General features: G+C 63.8%; 18 protein-coding genes. 11 read left to right on the forward strand and 7 right to left on the reverse strand.

What is annotated here, in order from left to right:
• Positions 1–26: 26 nt before the first annotated feature.
• The 4 genes from RAD15_RS25280 to RAD15_RS25295 all read right to left on the reverse strand — a co-directional run bounded on the left by RAD15_RS25280 (position 27) and on the right by RAD15_RS25295 (position 4,577).
• Complete coding sequence (locus RAD15_RS25280) at positions 27–758, reverse strand: ABC transporter ATP-binding protein (protein ID WP_458180904.1); 732 nt, start codon at positions 756–758, stop codon at positions 27–29.
• On the reverse strand, positions 751–2,421 hold the full coding sequence (locus RAD15_RS25285; protein WP_458180905.1) for a branched-chain amino acid ABC transporter ATP-binding protein/permease: 1,671 nt from the start codon (positions 2,419–2,421) through the stop codon (positions 751–753). Before RAD15_RS25285 ends, RAD15_RS25280 begins: the two co-directional genes overlap by 8 nt.
• Complete coding sequence (locus RAD15_RS25290) at positions 2,418–3,293, reverse strand: branched-chain amino acid ABC transporter permease (RefSeq protein WP_458180906.1); 876 nt, start codon at positions 3,291–3,293, stop codon at positions 2,418–2,420. The genes RAD15_RS25285 and RAD15_RS25290 overlap by 4 nt, the downstream gene beginning before the upstream one ends.
• 63 nt (positions 3,294–3,356) lie before the next feature.
• Positions 3,357–4,577: an amino acid ABC transporter substrate-binding protein gene (locus RAD15_RS25295; RefSeq protein WP_458180907.1), complete on the reverse strand. Its 1,221-nt coding sequence runs from the start codon at positions 4,575–4,577 to the stop codon at positions 3,357–3,359.
• A gap of 201 nt (positions 4,578–4,778) precedes the next feature.
• Here RAD15_RS25295 and RAD15_RS25300 point away from each other — a divergent pair, with 201 nt between their 5' ends.
• Positions 4,779–5,720, forward strand: a complete 942-nt coding sequence (locus RAD15_RS25300) for a helix-turn-helix domain-containing protein (RefSeq protein WP_458180908.1) — start codon at positions 4,779–4,781, stop codon at positions 5,718–5,720.
• Positions 5,721–5,858: 138 nt separating this feature from the next.
• Here the strand turns inward: RAD15_RS25300 and RAD15_RS25305 are convergent, their stop codons facing one another.
• Positions 5,859–6,836, reverse strand: coding sequence for a LysR family transcriptional regulator (locus RAD15_RS25305; protein WP_458180909.1), 978 nt, complete (start codon positions 6,834–6,836; stop codon positions 5,859–5,861).
• A gap of 224 nt (positions 6,837–7,060) precedes the next feature.
• On the opposite strand from RAD15_RS25305, the gene RAD15_RS25310 reads away from it, so the two are divergent.
• The 4 genes from RAD15_RS25310 (at position 7,061) to RAD15_RS25325 (ending at position 10,102) form a co-directional block, all read left to right on the forward strand.
• Entirely contained in the window at positions 7,061–8,269 is a 1,209-nt protein-coding gene (locus RAD15_RS25310; protein ID WP_458180910.1) for an ABC transporter substrate-binding protein, read from the forward strand.
• A complete protein-coding gene (locus RAD15_RS25315) occupies positions 8,245–9,015 on the forward strand; it encodes a nitroreductase (protein ID WP_458180911.1) in 771 nt (256 codons plus the stop codon). Before RAD15_RS25310 ends, RAD15_RS25315 begins: the two co-directional genes overlap by 25 nt.
• Positions 8,994–9,533, forward strand: a complete 540-nt coding sequence (locus RAD15_RS25320; RefSeq protein WP_458180912.1) for a 4-hydroxylaminobenzoate lyase — start codon at positions 8,994–8,996, stop codon at positions 9,531–9,533. Before RAD15_RS25315 ends, RAD15_RS25320 begins: the two co-directional genes overlap by 22 nt.
• Positions 9,534–9,844: 311 nt before the next feature.
• Positions 9,845–10,102: a Lar family restriction alleviation protein gene (locus RAD15_RS25325; RefSeq protein ID WP_080648031.1), complete on the forward strand. Its 258-nt coding sequence runs from the start codon at positions 9,845–9,847 to the stop codon at positions 10,100–10,102.
• A 258-nt stretch (positions 10,103–10,360) separates the two neighbouring features.
• Here the strand turns inward: RAD15_RS25325 and RAD15_RS25330 are convergent, their stop codons facing one another.
• Entirely contained in the window at positions 10,361–10,876 is a 516-nt protein-coding gene (locus RAD15_RS25330) for a phosphate-starvation-inducible PsiE family protein (RefSeq protein ID WP_458180913.1), read from the reverse strand.
• 842 nt (positions 10,877–11,718) lie between these two features.
• Here RAD15_RS25330 and RAD15_RS25335 point away from each other — a divergent pair.
• The 4 genes from RAD15_RS25335 to RAD15_RS25350 all read left to right on the forward strand — a co-directional run bounded on the left by RAD15_RS25335 (position 11,719) and on the right by RAD15_RS25350 (position 19,659).
• A complete protein-coding gene (locus RAD15_RS25335; protein ID WP_458180914.1) occupies positions 11,719–14,619 on the forward strand; it encodes an ATP-dependent Clp protease ATP-binding subunit in 2,901 nt (966 codons plus the stop codon).
• Positions 14,620–15,052: 433 nt separating this feature from the next.
• Positions 15,053–16,072, forward strand: coding sequence for a TRAP transporter substrate-binding protein (locus RAD15_RS25340; RefSeq protein ID WP_458180915.1), 1,020 nt, complete (start codon positions 15,053–15,055; stop codon positions 16,070–16,072).
• Between the two features lie 15 nt (positions 16,073–16,087).
• Positions 16,088–17,977, forward strand: a complete 1,890-nt coding sequence (locus tag RAD15_RS25345; RefSeq protein WP_458180916.1) for a TRAP transporter large permease — start codon at positions 16,088–16,090, stop codon at positions 17,975–17,977.
• Between the two features lie 20 nt (positions 17,978–17,997).
• A complete protein-coding gene (locus RAD15_RS25350) occupies positions 17,998–19,659 on the forward strand; it encodes an acyl-CoA synthetase (protein ID WP_458180917.1) in 1,662 nt (553 codons plus the stop codon).
• 76 nt (positions 19,660–19,735) lie between these two features.
• On the opposite strand, the gene RAD15_RS25355 is transcribed toward RAD15_RS25350, so the two are convergent.
• A complete protein-coding gene (locus RAD15_RS25355) occupies positions 19,736–20,254 on the reverse strand; it encodes a hypothetical protein (RefSeq protein ID WP_458180918.1) in 519 nt (172 codons plus the stop codon).
• A gap of 699 nt (positions 20,255–20,953) precedes the next feature.
• Between RAD15_RS25355 and RAD15_RS25360 the strand changes: the two genes are divergently transcribed.
• Positions 20,954–21,859 carry a helix-turn-helix domain-containing protein gene (locus tag RAD15_RS25360; RefSeq protein ID WP_458180919.1) on the forward strand — a complete coding sequence of 302 codons (906 nt, stop codon included), beginning with the start codon at positions 20,954–20,956 and terminating at the stop codon, positions 21,857–21,859.
• 25 nt (positions 21,860–21,884) lie between these two features.
• Complete coding sequence (locus RAD15_RS25365) at positions 21,885–22,139, forward strand: hypothetical protein (RefSeq protein ID WP_458180920.1); 255 nt, start codon at positions 21,885–21,887, stop codon at positions 22,137–22,139.
• The last annotated feature ends 37 nt before the right edge of the window (positions 22,140–22,176 follow it).

Here is a 22,176-nt window from a genome sequence, read left to right on the forward strand (position 1 = left end):
AGCTCTCCATGGGGTGCTGGGGGTGACTACGTTGGAATCGATGTGGCGCGCGCCTTGCCGAGATAGGCGCGCTGGATCTCGGGATCGTTCTTCATCGCGCTCGCCGGTCCGCTGCCGGCGTTGCGACCGGACTCGATCAGGTAGACGCGATCGGCAATGTCGAGGCTTGCCCGCGCATTCTGCTCGACCAGCAGCACACCGACGCCACCAGCGCGGATCTGCGTCAGTGCGCGAAACACCTCGCGGCTGAGCAGGGGCGACAGGCCGAGCGAGGGCTCGTCGAGCAGGAGAAGCATCGGGTTCGACATCAGCGCGCGGCCGATCGCGACCATCTGCTGCTCGCCGCCGCTCATGGTGCGGACGGCCTGGCTCATGCGCTCGGCAAGGCGCGGGAACAGTTGCAGTATCCTTGCGAGCCGATCCGCTTCGCCTGCGCGGGCGCGAGCGGGATAGGCGCCGAGCTGCAAATTCTCGGCAACGGTCAGCTCGCCGAAGACGCCGCGTCCCTCAGGCACCAGCGCGATGCCGCGCTCCACGATCAGATGCGCCGGCAGCTCGCCGATGCTCTGTCCCTCGAACGCAATTCGAACGCCCGGCGCGGGCCTGACCAGGCCGGCGATGCTCTTGAGCAGGGTCGACTTGCCGGCGCCGTTGGCACCGAGGATGGCGACGATCTCGCCCTGCTTGATGTCGAGCGCGACGTCGGCCAGGGCCTGGTGCTTGCCGTAGAAATGGGAGAGGGCGGCGACCTCAAGCATCGTCGCCTCCGAGATAAGCGGCGACGACTTTTGGATCGGCCAGGACATCGTCCGGCGTGCCGCGCGCGATCACGCTGCCGGCGTTCATGACGATGCAATGGCCGCACAGCGCCCGGATCGCATCCATGACGTGCTCCACCATGATGACGGTGAGGCCGCGGTCGCGCAGCTGTGCGATCAAGGCGATGCCGGTCTCGAGCTCGCTCGGATTGAGTCCCGCCAGCCATTCGTCGAGCAGCACGAGGCGCGGCTGCAGCGCCAGTGCGCGGGCAAGCTCCAGCCGCTTCTGGTCGATATAGGTCAACTCGCCCGCGGGCGCTTCATGCATGGTGCCGAGCCCGACCAGATCCAGCAGTTCGCTTCCCGTTGCGTCCGAACCGTTTGACGTGGAGAACAGCCGCGCCGCCGCAACGTTCTCGGCGACAGTCAGGTCCGGCATCACGCGCACCAACTGGAAGGTACGCGCAAGGCCCAAGCGCGCGATCTGGTGCGCGCGCAGACCATTGAGGACGGCGCCACCGAACCGGATCGTGCCCGACGAGGGGCGCAAGGCTCCGGACAGCGTATTCAGCAGCGTCGTCTTGCCGGAGCCGTTCGGGCCGATGATGCCGATGATCTCGCCCGGTCCGATCGTGAAGCTGACGCCATCGACCGCGCGGAGCCCGCTGAACGACTTGCTGACGCCATCGACTGTGAGGAGCGGGGACTCCATCGTACGGGCGGAAGCCGTGCCGGAACGACCGGCGGGAATCCGCCAGCGTCCGGCCCCGAACAGGCCGATCACCCCGTTCGGCAACACCATGACGATGAGGACGAAGATGATCCCGAGCACGATGCTGAAATGATTGGGCAGCGTCGCGGTCAAAACCTCGAACAGCAGGACCAGCGGAATGACGCCCAGCACGGGCCCGAACAGGGAGCCGGCGCCGCCGAGCAGGGCCATGATCACGACCTGGAACGAGATCGTCGGATTGAAGGCGATCGCGGGATCGATGTAGGTCCAGCGCGGCGCCATCACCGCGCCCGTCATCGCCATGAATGTCGCGCTCAGAATGAACACGCCGAGCTTGACCTTGGTGGCGTCGATGCCGGAATGGCTGGCCGCAGTCTCGTCGGCACCGATCGCGCGCAGCGCCAGCCCATAGCGCGAGCGCCCGAGCAGCCAGCCCACCAGGAAGACGAGCGCCGTGAGGCCAAGGAGCTGCCAGTACAGAATGTCCTGCGTCACGGCGCTGAAGAGATAGCGGCCGACCGATTTGTGGATGTTGACCTCGTACCAGATCACGAGTTGCCGGATCAGCTCGGCAAGCCCGAAGGAGAAGATCACGAAATAGATGCCGGATAGCCGCAGCGTCGAAAGCCCGGTGATGCCAGCGGTGAGGGCGCCGACGCCGGCCGCGGCCAGCACCACGACCGGCCAGGGCATCGTTTCGCCAAGCACCGCGGCGGTGTAGGCGCCGAGGCCGAAAAACGCGACCGTAGCAAGCGAGATGTAGCGGGTCGGACCCGAGAACATCGCCCACGCCGTCGCCAGAATCGTGAAATAGAGCACGCTGATGCCGAGCGCGAGATAATAGCCGTTGACATAAAGCGGATAGGCGATGACGGTCGCAGCCAGGACGGGGACGGCGCACCACAGCAATATCCTGAGAGCCCCCGTCATGACGCGGCTCTTCCGAACAGACCGGTCGGCCTGATCAGCAGCACGCCCAGGAACAGCGCGTAGGTCGCGGCAAGCGTCAGGCCCGGATCGACCAGCCGCGCCACCGCGGTTTCGACCACACCGAGCAGCAGCCCCGCAACCAGCGCGCCCAGGACGTTACCGACCCCGCCCATGATCACGACGACCAGCGCCTTCATGGTGAAGACCACGCCCATCGCGGCATTGAAGGTGAGGAACATGCTGACGAGCACGCCGCCGACGGCGACAAGGCCACCGCCGAAGGCAAACGCAAATCCTGACAGTGCCGCCACGTCGATCCCGACAAGGCGCGCGGCATTCGCGTCCACCGCGATGGCGCGGACGGCGGTGCCGATCCGCGTGCGGGTGAGGGCGAGGTACACGGCCCCGCCGACCAGCGCTGCGAACAGCAGCGCGACGAGGCGATTGACCGCAAGGGTCGATCCGAGGATCGTCAGCGGAATGGAGAGGTAGCTATAGCTGTAATACTGGCCGCCGAAGGCGACCAGCATGGCGCCCTGGATCACGAACAGCACGCCGAAGGTCACGAGGATGCTGTCGATCTCCTGCGCGCCCCGGTCCTTGCCGCGCCGCATCAGCCGTTCCAGCAGGAAACGATAGAGCAGCCAGTTCAACACCATCGCGACCGGGACCGCGAGCAGCAGCGCGGCGAGCGGGCTGAGGCCGAGGCCGCTGTAGAGCGAGAACGCGCCGAAGGCGGCCGCGACCAGCGACTCCCCATAGGAGAGGTTCATGATCCGCGCCACACCATACTGCAGCGTCAGGCCAAGCGCGATCAGCGCGTACATGCCGCCAAGCACGAGGCCGGGCAGGACGATGTCGACGAGCAGCATGAAACGGCGTCCCCTGGACCGGACGGCAGGCAGGCCTCGCAGCGCAAGGCCTGCCAACCAAGCCTACTGCCACTGCGCCTTGGGCACGACCGGCGCACGTGCGCCCGGAAGCGAAGCGGGCGCGAGCGCGTAGAACTCGCCGTTCTGCCACTGGCCGACGCTCCACACTTCCTGGAGCAGCCCATCCTTCAGCTTGACCTTGCCGATGATGGTGTCGAACGTGCCCGAGCGGATTTCGGCTGCGACCGCGGCGCGGTCCACCTTGCCGACCTTTTCGATCGCCTGCTGGAGCACCTGGAGGCTCGCATAGGTGATCGAGCTCGCCCAACGATCCGGCTCCTTGCCGGTCGCCGCCTTGTGGCGCGCGAGATAATCCTGGAGCTGCGGCGAGTCCGCGTTCCAACCGCCGATGCCCATCACGCCGTCGCTGTTGCCGGCGAATTTGCCCTTGTAGAGCGGGAAGGCGGTGCCGACGCCGACGTAGAAGATCTTCGGGTTGAACTTCAAGAGCTGCGCCTGCTCGGTCAGCGCGATCGTATCCGGCGGATAGCTGAAGGCGATGAACGCATCCGGATTGGACGCGATCGCGTCCTTCAGCAGCGGCTGAAGATCCTGCGCTCCCATCGGATAGGTCTTGTCATAGGTGAGCGTAAAGCCGTGTTTCTTGAAAGCCTCGCGGCCGGCGGCGGAAAGCTCGATCCCGAACTGATCGGCGATGCTGACCATCGCGACGTTCGGACTGATCTTGCCTTCGCTCTTCAGCTTGCCCATGAGATCGGCCAGCGCCTCGGAGATCTGCGCCGACGTGCCGAGCCAGAACGTCGCGTTCGACCAGCGCTTGGCGAGCTCCGGCGCCTTGTCGGTCACCGAAGTGACCGCAAGGTGAGGGTAGCCGAGACGGTTCAGCGTCGGGCCGACCGCAAGGTTGAGCCCCGTGCTCCAGGGCGACAGAATGAAATCGACCTTGTCCTGGTTGGCGAGGCGCTCGATCGCCTTGACGGCTTCTTCCGAGCTGCTGCGGTCGTCGTATTCGACCACCTCGATCGGGAGCTTCTTGTCGCCGAGCTTGATGCCGCCGGCGGCATTCACGTCCTTCACCCACAGTTCGTAATTGGGCAGGGTGGTGATGCCGGCACCGCCGGCATAGGGACCGGTCTTGGAAATGGCATAGCCGATCCGGATCTTCTCCTGCGCATCGGCCGTGGACGCAAAGATCCCCAGCGCCGTGGCGACAGCCACCAGGCCAGTCGCGTGCAGCAACGTTCGACGGTTCGCCGAAAACATGTCGATCCTCCCTCGTGTTTCACTCAAGCGGTTGTTCGCAAGCGGTGTGAGTGGGTCGTTTCCTCGTGATCCCGATTTCATTTCGGCGCGGCTTCGTTGAGCCGGCCGCGACCAGGACTTGACCTAGCAAGCACCCCGAGGTTTGTTCGCACAATGGACAAATCCGGCGAAAGATTGGACGTTTCTGGTCGCCATGGGCAAGTGCGTCGAGGCGTCGCGGGCGCCGGTCCAGCGCCGGCAGTCGATGCGGGCGCAGCTGCGCCCGTCGGCGCCGAGCTGATCGGGTCGCACTATGTTGCGCGACGCTGGGTGCTGACGTCGAAAGCCGCCCGAACGTTCATTCATCTGCTCTGTCTTCACCGCGGCGCCGCCGCCGAAATCGGCCAAGCCGCCAAGACCGGCAAGACGATGACGTTGGCCGGGCCCGCGATCGTCTGGCTCCCGGCGGGATCGGCCGAGTATCTGGAGGTAGCGGCCGGAGCGTCGGCGGAGTTGCTGCAACTGCGCACGGGCGTGTGGCATCGCTATCTGCCGCCGTCGGCCGAGCCGGCCTATCTCGCCCTCGAAGGCGCCGGCGGCATCATGGCGCTGCCGGTCGAGCCCGATCTCGTGACCACGATGGCGCGCTCGATCGCGGCGATCGCCGCCGAGATCGCCTCGCCCGCGCGCAGCGGCGCGGCCTCGATCATGTCGGCCGAGCTGACGCTATGCGTGCTGCGCTTCTGGCGCCTGTTTGCCGGCGACAGCGACCGGGACGAGGAGGGCAGCAGCGCCGAGATCCTCGGCCGCTTCCGCCGGCTGCTCGAGGAACGCTATCAGCAGCATCTGCGCGTCGGCGATTACGCCAGGCTCCTCGGCATGACGCCGGACCGCCTGCACGCCCTCTGTAGCCGCGAGCTGAAACGCTCGCCGAGCGAGCTGATCCAGCAGCGCGTCGTCAAGGAAGCCGCGACGCGGCTCGAGGCCGGCGCCGTTGCCGTCAAGCAGATCGCATTCGCGCTCGGCTTCAAGGACACCGCGTATTTCAGCCGCTTCTTCCGCAAGCATACCGGCGAGGCACCGGGTGTCTGGCGCCGGCGCGTTGCGGCGCGGGCAAGAGCCGGACAATCCAGGCCGGCGCTGAATTTTGCCGACTGGCCGTAAACGCCGCCCGGACATGCGAGCGCAATGCGCATTGTGCCTGGAGGTCGCGACCGCGACGCTCCGTCTAGCACAACCTCCACCCGTGCGTCGCAATTGAACGGCCCCGGACAATGGAACCAGAACTGAGAGCGTCTCCGGCTAGCGTCCGCGCCGGAGGTCCTCGGTCGCGCGCCTGAGGATGTCGTGAAGCCAGTCATGCGCCGGCTCGCCCACGATACGTTCGTGCCACAATAGCCGGACTTCGACCGGAGTTGTGGCGTAAGGCAGCTCGTGAGCGGTGACGGCATGGGCGCGTTCGAATGCCCGCGCCAATGGACGCGGAACGATGGCCGCCAATTCGGAGTCCGCAAGCAGGGCGGGCAGGGCAAGAAAATGCGGCAGCGAGACCGCTATGCGCGGCGGCCGGTCGCTCTCGGAAAGGGCACGTTCGAGCGCCGCGCGGTCGTACATTTCCGATCGCCGGGCGAGGCCGCGCTCGGAGATGAAGCCGCCGATCGCTCCCTCCTGCTCGCCGCCGAAGGAGACGACGACCAGCGGCATGCGCGCCAGCGCCGTATTGTCGATCCGGCCGAGCTTGCGCTTGCCGCCCACGATCAGCACGTCGTCGTATTCGAACAGCAGGGAGGTGCGGAAGCGGCTCGGCGGATCCGAGAACACGCCGATGGCAACGTCGATGCGACCGAGGTCGATCTGCTCGGCGAGGTCGATCCGTGTCACGGGCTTGATGATCAGGTCGATCGCCGGCGCCTCGAGTCTGAGGATATTCAGGAGCGGAGAGGCCAGCACCATCGTGGTGAAGTCGTTGGCAGCGAGGATGAACTGCCTGGTGGAGGCCGCCGGAACGAAGCGCGGCTGCTCGACCGCTGCCTCGAGCGATCGCAGGGCTTGCCGAACCTGCGGCGCCATCGTCAATGCACGCGCCGTCGGCTGCATGCCGGTCGCCGTGCGCACGAATAGATCGTCTTCCAGCATCTCGCGGAGACGAGCGAGCGAATGGCTCACAGCGGATTGACTGAGGGCCACCCTCTGGCTTGCCCGCAGCACGCTGCGTTCCTCCATCACGGCGTCGAAGACCTTGAGCAGGTTCAGGTCGAGGGTCTTGAAGGAAACAGCCACGAGCAGCACACCGTCTCAAGGCGGATCGCGCGCCCGTTGCGTACCTGCGATCGCGTCCAGTTAAGGCCAACCACGCAGCCGACGCAACCGAGCAGGGCGCCCCGATCACCTGACCGTTCGCCTCACCAATCTGAAGGCGGTTCAGGATCACTCTGCAAGAGTTTCACTTCCGCAATCGCGCGATCCCGTCATGATCCCGGCGCCGGATTTGGAGGAGATGGGCAATGAAATCCTGCGGGATGTCGATCGGAGCTTTCGGACTAGCACTGGCGCTGTTCGCTGCGCCGGCCATTGCGCAGAATGGTCAGGTGAAGCTCGGTGTCCTCACCGACATGTCCTCGCTCTATGCCGACAATGGCGGCCAGGGCTCGGTGGTCGCGGCGCAAATGGCCGTCGACGACTTTGGCGGTCAGGTGCTCGGACGCGGCATCCAGATCGTCGCGGGAGACCACCAGAACAAGGCCGATGTGGGAGGTACGATCGCCCGACGCTGGATCGAAAACGAAAACGTCGAGGTCATTCTCGACGTACCGAATTCTGCGGTCGCGCTGGCAGTGCAGGGCATCACGCGCGACAAGAAGAAGCTGTTCCTTGCCACCGGCGCCGCTACATCGCGCCTGACTGGCGATGAATGCTCGCCGACCGGGATTCACTGGACCTACGACACCTATGCGCTGTCGCAGGGAACGACGCGGGCGATGTCGCGCCTCGGCGCGAACTCCTGGTACTTCGTCTCGGTTGACTATTCCCTCGGAGCCCAACTCGAGGCCGACAGTCGCAAGGTCATCGACGCCATGGGCAGCAAGGTGATCGGCGCGGTGAAACATCCGATCAACACGCCGGATTTCTCGTCCTTTCTGCTTCAGGCACAGTCCTCGAAGGCGGACGTGATCGCACTGGCTGACTCAGGCGGTGACTTCATCAACGCCGTCAAGCAGGCCAGTGAATTCGGCATCACGCAGCGGCAGAAGCTGGTCGGGCTGCTCGTCTTCATTGCCGACATTCACAGCCTCGGGCTCCAGAGCGCCCAGGGCCTGATGCTGAGCTCGGCGTTCTACTGGGACCTCAACGAGGACACGCGGGGGTGGTCGAAGCGCTTCATTGCCAAGACCCAGAAGGTCCCGACCATGATCCACGCCGGCACCTATGGCGCGGTGATGCACTATCTCAAAGCGGTCCAGGCGGCAGGCACGCTGGACGGGCCGACCGTCGCCGCCAGGATGCGCGACATGCCCGTGAACGACTTCATGACGAAGAACGGCCGAATCCGCGACGACGGCCGGCTGGTCCGCGACATGTATCTGTTTCGCGTCAAGTCGCCTGAGCAGTCCCGATACAAGTTCGACTATTACGAGTTGCTGGCGACAATACCGGGCGAAGAAGCCTTCCGGCCGATGGAGCAAGGCGGATGTCCGCTCCTGAAGCAGCCATGATCGGCGAGGGCACAGCCGTGCAGAGCGCGATCGACGAAATCATCGCAAGCCGATTTGCGTGCCGTGATTTCTCAAGCGCGCCAGTCGGGCGAGAGACCATCGAGCAGATTCTGCGCGTGGCGCGGTTTGCGCCGAGCGGCGCCAACATCCAGCCCTGGCACGTCTACGTGCTGACGGGCGCCGCCAAGGACAGGGTGTCGGCAGCGCTGCGCGAGGCGCACGAGACCGCCCGCGACGGGCACGTGTCGGAATACAGCTACTACGCCAGCAACCTGCCCGAACCCTACCTGCAACGACGTCAGGAATTCGGCCGGTTGTTCTACGGCTCGCTCGGTATCGCCCAGACCGATGTCGGCGCCAGGAGCGCGCAAACCGCCAAGAACTATACCTTCTTCGGCGCGCCCGTCGGGCTGATCATCACGATCGACCGGCGTCTGCAAATCGGAAGCTGGCTCGATCTCGGCATGTTCGTCCAGAACGTGCTGCTGGCTGCGGCGGGCCATGGGCTTCAGTCCTGTCCGCAGGAGACGTTCTCGAAATACCACCGGATTCTGCGCCCGTTGCTGTCAATCCCGGCGGAGCAAATGGTCGTGTGCGGCATCTCGATCGGCCGTGCCAGGGACGTCGCCAAGGGCAGGCTGATGCCGCGCGCCGACGTCGCAGAGTTCGCGTCTTTCGCAGGCTTCGAAGAACAAAGTGCAATCCAAATGGAAAGGACAAGGCCATGGGCAGCCGAGACGAGCTGATTCAGTGCAGCATTCCGTTTCTGCGCGAGGTCAAGGACATGACGCCGGGCGCGGAGATGGAGCGGTGGCTCAACCGAAAATACGGCGAGGGTAGCCAGCTCTACCAGGACCTGGCGCGCCTGATTAAGCTCGGGGTCGAGGAAGGCTGGGCCGCCAACCAGGAGGTCGAAGGTCAGAACTACCGACGCAGCCGCATTCTGGAACCGATGCCCGAAACATTCCAGTTCAGCATCACGGCCGTCTACATGAACAGCACCGATCCACGGCGCTTCAAGGGCGAGGACGACCATGATGTGCTGCGCGGGCAATATCACGGCCACCCCTATGGGGAGCTGAACCTGGTCGTGCCGCTGGACAAGGGCGCCGAGCTGAAGGGGCTGCAGGGCTGGCAGGGGCCCGGCTGGACCGCGCCCGATCCCGGCAGCCGTCACTATCCCGAAGTCCGCGGCGGCGCCGTCATCGCGCTGTTCTATCTGCCCGCCGGACGCATCGCCTACGACTTCGCGGCGCCGTCTTGATCGCCGGCCGGACGATCACGGGGGACGCCTCGCGAACTTCACCCGTGTTGAAGAACGCCCCGTTGGGTCCGCAGAGCGGCCATCCGTCGCGACGATCCCGGGTGCAACGGCGGCGCGCCATGATCGAAATCGAGCGTCTCCTCGACAAGATCGATGCCGAACTGAACGCGGCAGATAGACGGGATACACTCTGAGTAATTCACGACGTGCACCTCGAGGCTCGAACTCGCCCTCGCCATCGAGCCGTCCAGCGTGTATTGGCAAGCGCGCCGTCCCTCCCTGCGCCTTGCGATAAGAACACGAGAAATTGCATGCCTAGGAAACTCACTCATAGCGCTGCTATCGATCCACTGCACGGATTCCCTGTTTCTGTGCAACCGCTGCAGCCCTGTCCTTTCTGCGGCGGCTCGGAAGTTTGGATCAACAGCGACATCGTGCCGAAATTCGTGGCATGCAGGAAATGTTGGGCGTTCGGCCCCAGTGCGCCGACCGTTACACAGGCGGCCGAGCGATGGAACAAACGCGCCACGCCCCCTGGAACGAACACGGCTGCAGCGACCTCTGGCTAATCTAGCTCTCAATGATCTGGTTTTTCGCTTTGCATTGCGAATGCCCAGCGGTAGGCAGCTCCTTTTGCTGGAACGATCTGCCGAGCGACGTCTCCGGCCGGGGGCCGCCCTAACAGGTCAAACGAACCAGGGCCACCTTTGGGCCAACAACAGAAGTGCAGGTCGGTTTGCTGGCAACCTGTTTCTCGCACAAGGCCAGGAACTTCGAATTTGAAATCGTTTTGTCAGCTTTTGTAGCGACCGCCTTGCAATGCAATCTCATCCGTCTCGCGCCGCGATGACTTCGCGCGGCTGCCCTTGGTCGCGCACCAGCCAATAGACGGCGCCCAGCGCAAGGATGGCTGCGGCGAGCGCCAGCAGATGGAAGGCATCCGTGCTTGACAGATCGAGAATGATCAATTTGCGTACCACCGCCAGCAACGCAATCAGGATGACAGAGCGTACTTGCACAACACTGTCGCGCCGCTCCGCTACCACCAGCAGGGAGCGCTTGAACTCAAGTGCAATGATGACGGTAAAGATCATACCGAACACCGTCTGGAACACACCATAATCGGTCGGATCGAAATTGGTTGCCCAGATGCTGAGCAGGATTTTCAGCGTCAGATTCCACAGCGCGAGGGCAATGATGATGGCGATCAGCATGGTCAGCATCAGGATGCAAACTTGCTCGAATTTCTGGTAGAACGTCAGCGGCTCGAACGACAGGCGCAGATCAGTGAATTCCTCTTTCAAGGACATCGTCGGCTCCATCAGCCAGCGGGCTTTAGGCATAGCATGATCTTCACAGATAATGCCGTACGGTCGTGACGCCCGCTATGGGTCAAACTGAGAGAACTCAGTACGAGCATATATTTTCCGCTTTGCCCTCGAACGCGGACATTCACCGTAGCGGTCGGCAAGTCTCTGAAGGGCCAGAAGCAGACCAAGTACGGCCTCCGCCTGGAGGTCCGCTTCTCCACTAAGGGCGGACGTTGCAGGGGGCACTCACGATGTCGGCTCTGGGCTAAGGCTGACGCAAGCATGGATAAAGCGCCCTCCGTCCTCGGGTGGCCTTCGGTTCCAAAAGTCAAAAAGCTCAATAAGGAGCCGAAGAACGTTGGATCCCAGTCGCACTCCCTCCGCCAGCTGGAGGACGTGTCCTCATAAATCCGGCCCAATGTCCGCTTCAGTCCGCAAGCGACTGAATTGCCGCGTAGCAGCGAAATGACGGAGTGCCATCGGCGAACCTCAGCAAAAAAGCACAATCTCCTGCAGTGCGGAGAACTTCGCCTCCAGCCGAACTCGGGTATCGCCGAGTTCGGCCGCCTAATATCCGGCCAAAGTCGGAAACAACCGACTTCGGCTGCAGGCGGGGGATGGGATAGGGAGGCGCATGCCGCAGCCGGCACGTTTCGACTGTTTTTTGCCTTCGCGCGCGATTGCGCCAAATTGTTTCCGAACTCTTTCACTCTGGCCGCGTTCTCCGCCTGAAGCCTCCTTGCCGGCCCTTGCGATCCATCAATGCCCCCGCGGGCCGGGGCGACTTTTGATCGCGAAGCTTGTGCGCGCAGCCGTCGCCCGCGCGGAACTGCACATAACGACAGCGGAAATCGTTCAGTGAGGGAGAGGCGGTCATGGCCAAGCGATGCGATATTTGTGGGATTCGGCCCGCCACCGTCCGCGCGCAGGTGACCACCAGCGACGGCGACACGCAGGTTCTCGACCTCTGTGAAGTCGATTACCGGCGTTTGGCGCGCCAACAAAGGCAAAGCTCTCCACTCGAATCCCTGTTCGGCGGGCGCGGTGGCCTGTTTGAGGATCTCTTCGGCGACGATTTTCTCGGCAGCCGATCATCCCGCGGCCCCGATGCGGAAACCGCGGGCATCGATCGGGACGCGGACGCCGCCACCATACCGATCCGCTCCTCGCAATCGTCCCGTCCATCCCACAGCCGGCGAGGCGGCAGTGCCGAAGAGCGCCTGAGCGAGCACGCCCAGGAACTTTTGCAAATGGCGGCGCGAAAGACGGTCGAGTTCAGCCGCGGCGAGGTCGATACCGAGCACCTCCTGCTCGCTCTGCTCGACAGCGAAGTGGTGCGCACGCTTCTTGGACAGTTCAAGGTCTCGATCGACGATCTGCGCCGGCAGATCGAGCAGGAAGCTCCGCGCGGCAAGACCAAGATGGAGGAGGGCGGCGAGATCGGCGTGACCCCGCGGGTCAAGAGCGCGCTGGGGCATGCCTTCGCGGTCTCGCGCGAGCTTGGTCATTCCTATGTCGGGCCCGAGCATTTCCTGATCGGGCTCGCCGAGGAGGAGGGCATTGCAGGTGATGTGTTGCGACGATACGGCCTGACGCCGCAGGCGATCCGCCAGCAGGCGGTCAAAGTCGTCGGCCGCGGCGCCGAGGAAGGACAAGTCGGTGTGCCCACCAACACGCCGACGCTCGACAAATATTCCCGCGATCTGACCAAGCTCGCGCGCGAGAGCAAGCTCGATCCGGTGATCGGCCGCGCCAGCGAGATCGAGACCACCGTCGAGGTGCTGGCCCGCCGCAAGAAGAACAATCCGGTGCTGATCGGCGAGCCCGGCGTTGGCAAGACGGCGATCGTCGAGGGATTGGCTCAGCGCATCGTCGCCGGCGAAATCCCGGAAGCATTGCGCGGCAAGCGGCTGGTCGAGCTTGCGATCAACTCGCTTGTTGCCGGCTCGAAATATCGCGGGGAGTTCGAGGAGCGGGTGCAGCAGGTTCTCAAGGAAGTGACCGACCGTCAGGACGAGCTGATCCTTTTCATCGACGAGATTCACACCATCGTCGGCGCCGGATCGACCGGCGGTGAGGGCGGCCTCGACGTTGCCAACGTGTTTAAGCCAGCACTTGCCCGCGGCGAGCTCCACCTGATCGGCGCGACGACGCTCAACGAATACCAGAAGCATATCGAGAAGGATGCCGCCCTGGAGCGGCGGTTCCAGCCGGTCTTCATCCCCGAGCCCAGCGTGGCGCAGACGATCATGATCCTGCGCGGCCTGCGCGACACGCTCGAGGCGCATCATAAGGTCGCCATCACCGACGAAGCGATGATCGCGGCGGCCGAGCTCTCCGACCGCTACGTCACCGGCCGTTATCTGCCCGACAAGGCCATCGACCTGGTCGACCAGGCGGCGGCGCGCGTGAAGATGTCGGCGACGGCGCGGCCGGTGGAGGTGCAGGACCTGGAGTCCGAAGTCCGGCAGCTCAAGCGCGAGCAGGATTACTCAACCTCGCGCAAGCAGTTCGACCGCGCATCTGATCTGCAATCCCAGCACGAGGCGAAGGAAAAGGAATTGCAGCAGTCGACGGAGCGCTGGAAGCGGAGCCTGGGCTCGGCGTCGGCCGAGGTGCGCACCGAGCACATCGCCCAGGTCGTTTCAAAGCTCACCGGTATTCCGGTTACCGAGCTCACGACCGAAGAGCGCGAGCGGCTGATCAAGCTCGAAGAGAAGCTGCATCATCGCGTCATCGGCCAGGACGAAGCCGTCAAGGCGGTGAGCGACGCGGTGCGGCTGGCGCGGGCGGGCTTGCGCGAAGGCCGGCGGCCAGTCGCCAATTTCCTGTTCTTGGGACCGACCGGGGTGGGCAAGACCGAGCTGGCCAAAGCGTTGGCCGAGGCGGTCTATGGCGACGAGGACGCCATGATCCGCATCGACATGTCGGAATACCGGGAACGCCACACGGTCGCGCGGCTGATCGGCGCGCCGCCCGGCTATGTCGGCTATGAAGAAGGCGGGCAGCTGACCGAGCGCGTTCGGCGCCGGCCATATTCCGTCATTCTGCTCGACGAGATCGAGAAGGCGCATACCGACGTCTACAATGTCCTGCTGCAGGTGTTCGACGACGGGCGCTTGACCGACGGCAAGGGCCGCGCGGTGGATTTCACCAACACGATCATCATCGCGACCAGCAATCTCGGCGCCGACGTGATCGCCCGGCAGCTGCGCCTGGATGCAAGCGACAAGGAGGCACAGGAGCGGCTCCGCCGCGACCTTATGGAGATTCTGCGCGGCCACTTCCGGCCGGAGTTCCTCAATCGCATCGACGAGATCATCGTCTTCCACTCGCTCACGCGCGAGCAGCTCCGCGACATCGTCAATCTGCAGCTCGAGCGGTTGAAGCGGACGGCGCATGGCCAGGGTGTCGACCTGGAATTCGACGCGACGCTGATCGACCATCTGGCCGTGGTCGGTTACCAGCCCGAATACGGCGCGCGTGAGCTGCGCCGTCTCATTCGCTCCGAAATCGAGACCGAGCTTGCCCGCGCCATGCTGGCCGGCGAAGTTCAGGACGGCGACCGCGTCACCGTGCGCCGGGACGGCAACGAGCAAAAGGTCACTTTCGAGCGTCGACCCAAGCCGCAGCGTGTCCTGGAAAAGAAACCGCCGGCGCCGAGCGCCTCCGTGGCACGCGAGCAAGCGGAGCCGCTTGCGGCGCACGGAACGTCGTCGACCGGCAAGCCCTCCCAACGTCAGGCAGGCTCGCACCGGCCGAGAAAGGCATCATAGACCGTCGGTTAACGTGAGAGGTGCTGTTTGGCCGAAAGGTCAATTGCTTCAGCAGAGCGGATGACAAAATCAAACGCGAACGACAGCCAGGCCGCACCAAGCCCGGAACACGTAATTCGCATAAGGTATATTATGGAATATCTTTATATACAATCAGATCAAATATTTAGGCGCAATTCCTGCCACCGCGCCTTCGCTCCAGCGCCGTTTTCGGCCCGGCGCATGAAACCTCGTCCCAGCTCTCGCCGGCTACTGTGCATGGGGTTGTTTTCGCATTTTTGAATCCGGTCTCATGTGCCGAAAGCCGATATTGCCGGGACGATGGCCGGCTGCAATAAGCGAGGCCTCGCGAGATCGCAGATGACCTCATGGCCTTCCGTCCGTATAGGTTTGCGTCTCAGAACAACAACAAACCTTCCGAGGAAGCAGACCCATGAGCTTTTCCCGACGCACGCTTCTCAAGGCCTCCGCCGCGACCGCGGTCCTGGGTGGCCTCAGTGCGCCCCATGTGGCCCGCGCCCAGAGCGCCGAGTTCACCTACAAATACGCCAACAACCTGCCGGACACCCATCCGCTGAACGTGCGCGCCAAGGAGATGGCGGCGGCGATCAAGAGCGAGACGAACGGCAAGTTCGACCTGCAGATCTTCCCGAACAACCAGCTCGGATCCGACACCGACATGCTGAGCCAGATCCGCTCCGGCGGCGTCGAGTTCTTCACGCTGTCCGGCCTGATCCTGTCGACCCTGGTGCCGGCCGCGTCCATCAACGGCATCGGCTTTGCGTTCCCGGACTACGACACGGTCTGGAAGGCCATGGACGGCGATCTGGGCGCGTTCGTCCGCGGCGAGATCAAGAAGGCCGGGCTCGAGGTCATGGACAAGATCTGGGACAACGGCTTCCGCCAGACCACGTCGTCGACCAAGCCGATCGCCGGTCCGGACGATCTCAAGGGCTTCAAGATCCGCGTGCCGGTGTCGCCGCTGTGGACCTCGATGTTCAAGGCGTTCGATGCGGCGCCCGCCTCGATCAACTTCGCCGAGGTCTATTCGGCGCTCCAGACCAAGATCGTCGAGGGCCAGGAGAACCCGCTGGCCATCATCTCGACCGCCAAGCTCTACGAGGTGCAGAAGTACTGCTCGCTGACCAACCATATGTGGGACGGCTTCTGGTTCCTGGCCAACCGGAGAGCCTGGAGCGCGCTGCCGGAGGACATCCGCACCATCATCGCCAAGAACATCAACGCCGCCGCCGTCAAGGAGCGCGAGGACACCGCCAAGCTCAATGCCAACCTCCAGCAGGAGCTCGCCGCCAAGGGCCTGACCTTCAACCAGCCCACCGTCGCGCCGTTCCGCGACAAGCTGCGGTCCGCCGGCTTCTACGCTGAATGGAAGGGCAAGTACGGCGACCAGGCCTGGGACCTCCTGGAAAAGGCCGTCGGCAAGCTGTCGTAACGCGTCGGGGCCGTCATGGCTCATATCGAGGCCGAGGTGATCGCAGTGGAGGGCGAGGTGACGGTTCAGTCCCCTCGCCGATCCTCGTTGCTGGCCTCAACGGAACGCGCACTCGGCCTCCTCGTCGAAATCCCGGCGGCGATCCTCGTCGTCGCCGAGATCGCGATCCTGTTTGCCGGCGTGGTCGCGCGCTATGGCCTGCACCGGCCGCTGATCTGGTCGGACGAGCTCGCCTCGATCCTGTTCCTGTGGCTGGCGATGTTGGGCGCGGCAGTCGCGTTTCGCCGCTCCGAGCACATGCGCATGACCGCGGTCGTTGCGAGCGCCAAGCCCGCGATGAGGGCCTGGCTCGATCTGGTGGCAACCTCTGCGGCGCTGGCGTTCCTGGCGCTGGTCGTCTGGCCGTCCTGGGACTACGCCTATGAGGAAAGCTTCATCACCACGCCGGCGCTCCAGATCTCGAACATGTGGCGCGCCGCGGCGCTGCCGACCGGCATCTGCCTGATGGCGGCATTCGCGCTGCTACGGCTGCTACGCGCCGCCGACTATCGCATGGTGCTGATGGCCGTGCTTTCCGTTGCCGTCGTCGTCGGCCTGTTCTGGCTGGCACAGCCTTATCTGCGGCCGCTCGGCAATCTCAACCTGGTCATCTTCTTCGTCGGCGTCGCCGGCTTCTGCGTCTTTGCCGGCGTTCCCATTGCGTTCGGCTTTGGCCTCGCCATCTTCGGCTATCTGGCGCTGACCACGCGTACGCCGGTGATGGTGCTGGTCGGGCGGATGGATGAGGGCATGAGCCATCTCATCCTGCTCTCGGTGCCGCTGTTCGTGTTCCTGGGGCTGCTGATCGAGATGACCGGCATGGCGCGGGCCATGGTGGCCTTCCTGGCAAGCCTGCTCGGACATGTCCGCGGCGGCCTGCATTACGTGCTGGTCGGCGCCATGTACCTGGTCTCCGGCATCTCCGGCGCCAAGGCCGCCGACATGGCCGCGGTCGCGCCCGTGCTGTTCCCGGAGATGAAGCAGCGCGGCGCCAAGCCCGGCGATCTCGTCGCGCTTCTTGCCGCGACCGGCGCCCAGACCGAGACCATTCCGCCAAGCCTCGTGCTGATCACGATCGGCTCGGTCACGGGCGTCTCGATCGCCGCGCTGTTCACCGGCGGCCTGCTGCCCGGCGTCGTGCTGGCGATCACGCTCTGCATGCTGGTGTGGTGGCGCTACCGCCACGAGGACATGAGCCATGTCCGCCGCGCCGGCGCCGGCGAGATCGGCAAGACCTTCATCATCGCCCTTCCCGCGCTCGCGCTGCCTTTCGTGATCCGCTACGCCGTGGTCGAGGGCATCGCGACCGCCACGGAAGTCTCCACCATCGGCGTCGTCTATGGCCTCCTCGTCGGCCTCCTCGTCTACCGCCGCTTCGACTGGCGGCGGCTGTTTCCGATGCTGGTCGAGACGGCCGCGCTGTCGGGGGCGATCCTGCTGATCATCGGGACGGCGACCGGGATGGCCTGGGGCCTGACCCAGTCCGGCTTCTCGCGCTCGCTGGCTGCCGCCATGACCGGGCTGCCGGGCGGGCCCGCGACCTTCATCGCCGTCTCGATCCTGGCCTTCACCATTCTCGGCAGCGTGCTGGAAGGCATCCCGGCGATCGTGCTGTTCGGACCGCTGCTGTTTCCGATCGCCCGCGCCGTCGGCGTGCACGAGGTGCACTATGCGATGGTGATCATCCTCGCCATGGGTATCGGACTATTCGCTCCGCCCTTCGGCGTCGGCTATTATGCCGCCTGCGCCATCGGACGCGTCGACCCGGCCGAGGGCATCAGGCCGATCTGGGGCTATCTGCTGGCGCTGCTCGTGGGACTGATCATCGTCGCGATCTTCCCCTGGATCTCGATCGGATTCCTTTGACGCGTTTTGAGGAGGTATCGATGAGTGAGCGGCAGAACCAGTACAATATCGGCCTCGACAAGACCCCCGCCAACTACGTCGCGCTGAGCCCGCTGAGTTTCCTCGCGCGCAGCGCCGCCGTCTATCCCGATCACGTCAGCACGGTCTATGAGGGACGCAGCTTCACCTGGGCGCAGACCTTTGAGCGCTGCAAGCGCTTTGCGTCCTGGCTCGCGAGCAAAGGCATCGGCGTCGGCGACACCGTGGCCGCGATGCTGCCGAACATCCCGGCGATGAACGAGGCGCACTTCGCGGTCCCCATGACGGGCGCCGTGCTCAACGCGCTGAACATCCGCCTCGATGCGCCCTCGATCGCGTTCCAGCTCGACCATGGCGGCGCGAAGATCATCCTGGTCGATCCCGAATTTTCCGGCGTGATCACCGATGCGCTGGCGCAGATGAGCGGGCCAAAACCGTTTGTGGTCGACGTCGACGATGCCGCGTTCAAAGGCGGCAAGCGCATCGGCGAGATCGAATACGAAGCGGCGGTCGCGCAAGGCGATCCGAATTTCGCGGCCAACCTGCCGGGCGACGAATGGGACGCCATCGCGCTGAGCTACACGTCCGGCACCACGGGCAACCCCAAGGGCGTCGTCACCCATCATCGCGGCGCGTATCTCAATGCCGTCAGCAACATCCTCGCGGGCAATCTCGGCCAGCATCCGGTCTATCTCTGGACGCTGCCGATGTTTCACTGCAACGGCTGGTGCTTCCCCTGGACCATTGCGGCTGCCGCCGGCATCAACGTGTGCCTGCGCAAGGTCGAGCCGACCAAAATCTTCGAGCTGATCAAGCAGCACGGCGTTACCCACATGTGCGGCGCGCCGATCGTCTACAACACGCTGATCAACGCACCCGATGCGCCCAAGGAAACTTCAGCCGGCCATGCGGCCCGCCGTGTCGTCGGGCTGATCGCGGGCGCGGCGCCGCCCGTCGCGGTGCTGGAAGGCGCCGAAAGCATCGGCATCAAGCTCACCCATGTCTACGGCCTGACCGAAGTCTATGGCCCCGCCTCCGTCTGCGCCGAGCAGCCCGGCTGGGACGACCTGCCCGCAGCCGAGCGCGCCAGCCTGAAGCGGCGGCAGGGCGTGCCCTACCCGCTCGAGGAGGCCGTCACCGTCATCGATCCGCAGACGATGCGGGAGGTGCCGCGCGACAGCGAGACCATCGGCGAGGTCATGTTCCGCGGCAACATCGTGATGAAGGGTTACCTCAAGAACGACAAGGCGACCAAGGAAGCCTTCGAGGGCGGCTGGTTTCACACCGGCGATCTCGGCGTGCTCGACGCGCACGGCTATGTCATCATCAAGGATCGCTCCAAGGACATCATCATCTCCGGCGGCGAAAACGTGTCCTCCGTCGAGGTCGAGGACATCCTCTACAAGCACCCGGCGGTGCTGTTCGCCGCCGTGGTCGCAAAGCCCGATCCGAAATGGGGCGAGGTGCCCTGCGCCTTCGTCGAGCTGAAGGACGGCGCCAGTGCGAGCGAGGCCGAGATCATCGCCTTCTGCCGCTCCCAGATGAGCGGCTTCAAGACGCCGAAGGCCGTGGTGTTCGGGCCGATCCCGAAGACGTCGACGGGGAAGATCCAGAAATTCCTGCTGCGCAACGCAGTGGGATCGGCCAAGGCGATCACGGCCTGAGCTGATTCCATGGACCCCTCTACGCATTGAGGCGTTCTTGCCCGGTACGGCGTCTCGGTGATCCGTGGAGGCGTAGCTACCGATCGCCAGCCCTCTCTCCGGTTATGACCGGCTGCAGGTCTGCAACCGCTCCATCCAATATAGTTGCTACTTCAAGCAGCGAGATCACCAAGCGCGGCATCCGCCTGAGCCTTTCATCGACCGCAACGGCAAACAGATCGTTTCGCTTCCGGCTACCCAGCAATCGCCATCGTCCAAAGCTGATCTTGTGGACGTTCCCGGAGACAAATCCGACGGACGCCCACAACTGCTTCGATTCCAGCAGGAGCTCGCCGGCCATCCGATCCATAACCGTGACGATAGCGATCAGATCCTCGGTCACGCCCGCCAGACCGTGTGCACGGCTTCCCGGATTGTTGTCACGTGAACTCCACTCGCAGGGGATCCTCGATACCGAACTGGCTTGCAATTCAGTAAGTTTGTCCGCAAGCGCGGCGAACCGAGAGCGGGCGGCACGGACGAGATCTTCCAGGAAAGACAGATTGGTCTGCGCCGACGCCGACATGACGTGCGGTTTGATCGTTGTGAAATACATCAATGCTCCAGAGGCGGCCGGCGTGAAAGTCGAAGTGTTGCCGAACTCTAGGGACACCCGACCGGTAACGCTTGAACATCCTGAGCCCCGATTGATCAAAACCAGCCTGCAAGGAAATCAGGCCAGGGCAAATGGAACGCAGACTGGCCGATCGCGCCATCGGCCGCGCTTCGGCTTGCGAAACCATTTGCAACGATCCGCGAGCCGAACCCGCGCCTCGTCAAGATCGCAGCAAAGAGCGATATCGCTTCCTCCGAGACCGATCCTGCAAGCCGACTTTGGGACGGCGTTACCTTCTTCCCATAACCGTTCTTATGAGTGTTTCTGAGAGCCGGATCACAAGATCCTTCAACCGGCTGTTCTCGGTCTTGAGAGTTTCAAGCGACAGTTTCAGAGAGTCTCGATTGAATTGATCGATCGATGGTGACTTATCTTTCTCGTGTGGCTGTTCCATGGCGCCCTCGGGTCATCTGGGGAAGTTTTGCAATTGTGCAAACTTGCAACTATAGATAGATCATTGTGACGTGCATTAACTGCTCCGGAGGCAACCCGATGCGAACCTAACTTTAAGGACGGCCGTCCCCTGGCGCTTGAATGCCTTGAGCCCCGATTGATCAAAACCAGCCTGCATGGAGATACGGTAACAGGACTGAATGCAGATTGGACCAATCATCTCCTGCCGCGCATTGGGAACAGATGATGACTGATGACGGCCTCTACGGCGATCGGCTTGCGAAGCTATTTCCAATGATCCGCGAGCCGAGCATGGGTCTCCTCAAGTCGCTACAGAAGGGAACCTTCGCCGCCGTGCGGATGGCATATTCGGGACCGGTCGGCGATCCGACGCTGCCGTCCCCTCCTGACGAGGCCTTCGCGCTTTGCCTCCGGCTGCAACATCAAAGAGCCGAGACGTGGGTGGATGGCCGCTATGCGCCCAAGGGCGCCTTGAAGGACGAGACGAGCATCTACGATTTGCGATGTGAAACGATCGTTCACTTCAAGGATCCGTTTGATTTTCTTTACCTGTATCTGCCGCACAACGCGCTGAATGAGCTGGCGAACGAGCTCGACATTGGTCGCGTTGAATATGACGTTGTCGCGGGCGCGAGCTTCCTCGATCCAATCCTGGTTCATCTGGGCAGTTGCCTTCTGCCGATGCTGGAAAGACCGCATGAGGCCAACGAGCTGTTCGTGGGCCACGTCGCGATGGCGCTCAATATTCATTTCCTCAAGAGATATGCAGTCGGCCACCCTCGCAATCGCTCCTGCCGCAGCGGATTGGCACCATGGCAACTTCGGACGGCGAAGGCACTAATCCGCGCGAATCTCGATGGCGAAATCGCGTTGGCACGAATCGCCAGCGAGTGCGGCGTGTCAGCCGCCCACTTTGCCCGCGCCTTCAGAGTCAGCACGGGAATCCCGCCGCACCGATGGTTGATGAATCAGCGTATCGAGCAAAGCAAGGTTCTGTTGGCAAACTCCACGCTGTCACTCACCGAGATTGCGATCAAATGTGGCTTCGCGGATCAGAGCCACTTTACCAGAGCATTCTCAGCGGCAATGGGCGCCACGCCAGGACGCTGGCGATTGGTTCGCAAAGGCTGATCCTTACAGGGCCGGCTATCGCAAGATGACACGGACCGGCTCACCCCCCTATGCGGCGGCGCAGGTCACCACCTTCCGCCTGCCCTCCTCGATCGGAGCGCAGCCCCCCGAGGCGGCCAATGCATTTTCGGCCGGGTCCGGCAGCGACAGCTTCACCGACAGCCGCACCGAGCTCGGCCTGCGCACGAGCACGCAGCTTGCGCTGCCGGGAAGCGTGGTGAGCCTGCGCGGGCAAGGCCGCGCTGCGCTATGCCTGGTGACCAAGTGCATTGATCGGTGACGGCGCGCGGCGCCCTCACTTGCTTGCACTAACACTT

It is taken from the genome of Bradyrhizobium sp. 14AA (assembly GCF_054185205.1).